General features: G+C 51.4%; 2 protein-coding genes and 2 pseudogenes. 3 read left to right on the forward strand and 1 reads right to left on the reverse strand.

Annotated features, from left to right (window positions below):
* The 3 genes and pseudogenes from C8R21_RS15495 to C8R21_RS16810 all read left to right on the forward strand — a co-directional run.
* Nucleotides 1-78 (forward strand): annotated as a pseudogene (locus C8R21_RS15495) (IS5/IS1182 family transposase); the annotation flags it as partial.
* A gap of 109 nt (nt 79-187) precedes the next feature.
* Nucleotides 188-715: pseudogene (locus tag C8R21_RS16805) on the forward strand (transposase); the annotation flags it as partial.
* A 195-nt stretch (nt 716-910) separates the two neighbouring features.
* A complete protein-coding gene (locus tag C8R21_RS16810; RefSeq protein WP_219906703.1) occupies nt 911-1,057 on the forward strand; it encodes a hypothetical protein in 147 nt (48 codons plus the stop codon).
* Between the two features lie 186 nt (nt 1,058-1,243).
* On the opposite strand, the gene C8R21_RS15505 is transcribed toward C8R21_RS16810, so the two are convergent.
* Nucleotides 1,244-1,435: integrase core domain-containing protein (locus C8R21_RS15505; protein ID WP_146162528.1), on the reverse strand; the 192-nt coding region annotated here is incomplete at its 5' end.

The raw sequence follows: 1,435 nt of genomic DNA on the forward strand, positions 1-1,435 counted from the left end.
TCACGATTCGACAAGCTGAAGAGAAATTACGAGAGTGTAGTAGCCATGGCTTGCATGATCCTCTGGTTACCAATGTGAAACGTCAACAGACCCTAGCCTAGTCGCTTCTGAAATACGCCTTAGGGTATATAATGGCTGATGGAATTGCCAGAATTGGGGTTATTTTCCCTGGATTTCTGGTGAATTGATGAAGCCGAAGAAGCAAGAGGCGCCTGGGTGTGATGACATGTTTCGCCTGCGTTTGCAACACATACTCGATCAACGCCATGCGTTGTATCGGCTGGCGGAGAAGATTGACTGGAATGCGGCAGAAGCGCGCTTTTGGCGGGCTGTATGCCGAGGAAGGGCGTCCTGGTATTGCGATCCGGCTCATGGTGGGATTGCACTACCTCAAACACGCCTTTAACGAATCGGATGAAAGCGTAGTGGCACTCTGGGTAGAGAATCCTTACTGGCAATACTTCTGCGGGGAAGAATACTTCCGGCACGCTCTGAAAGCGGTTAAAGACCTATCTTGGCAGAGTAATCCGTGACATCGAACGCAAGGTGACGGCTGGAGGGGAACAGGAGCAGTCCAGGCTCAAGCGATTGCTGGAGGTTGGCCAGCGCATCCATGCACAACAACGTCATGACAAGGGCAAGGTGTACAGCGTGCATGCATCCGAAGTCGAATGCATTGCCCAAATGCAAAGCGCACAAGCCTTATGAATTCGGCGTCAAGGTAGGAGTGGTCACCACCAACAAGGAGAACTTCGTCATCGGCATGCAAGCCTTACCCGGCAATCCCTATGAGGGACACACGCTTAAAGCTCCTTGGCACAGGCACGGCGGTTGACGGACGGATACTCAGGCAAGTGTACGTGGATCGGGGTTATCGCGGTTATGGCATTGCTTCAGACTGGATAAAGGTATGGGGGCCGGCGCCAAACGAGGTGTCACGGTAGCCATCATGAAGAAGCTAAAGCGCCGTAATGCCGTGGAGCCCGTAATTGGGCATATGAAAGCCGATGGGCGCCTGGCAAGAAACTTCCTCAAAGGCAGCCGCGGGATGCCATGAATGCCTTGTTATGCGCTGCAAGTCACACCTTGCGCAAGGTTCTGCGCCGCCTGGCGCTTTTGTGCACCCAAATATGCAACGCTTTATACAGAAAAACAGCACAAACAGTCTTCCAATAATGATGAGCATTTGTTAAAAACAGGTTCTTTAGGGTGTGATGAGCACAACCTCGGCTGATCGAAAAAATTATCGCATTTTTTCAACCAAGCGTTCATAAGGCGTTTTGCCGCCCAAGCTTCCGTGAGGCCTGTGATAGTTATAAAAGGCCTCCCATTCAGCTAACTTGGCATTCAGGTCAACATTATCCTTATAAGTTAACAGCTGGTAGAATTCGCGCTGGTCGGTCCCATGGGACCGTTCCACCTTGCCGTTCAGCCG

Source organism: Nitrosospira multiformis, assembly GCF_003050865.1.
GTDB lineage: Bacteria > Pseudomonadota > Gammaproteobacteria > Burkholderiales > Nitrosomonadaceae > Nitrosospira > Nitrosospira multiformis_E.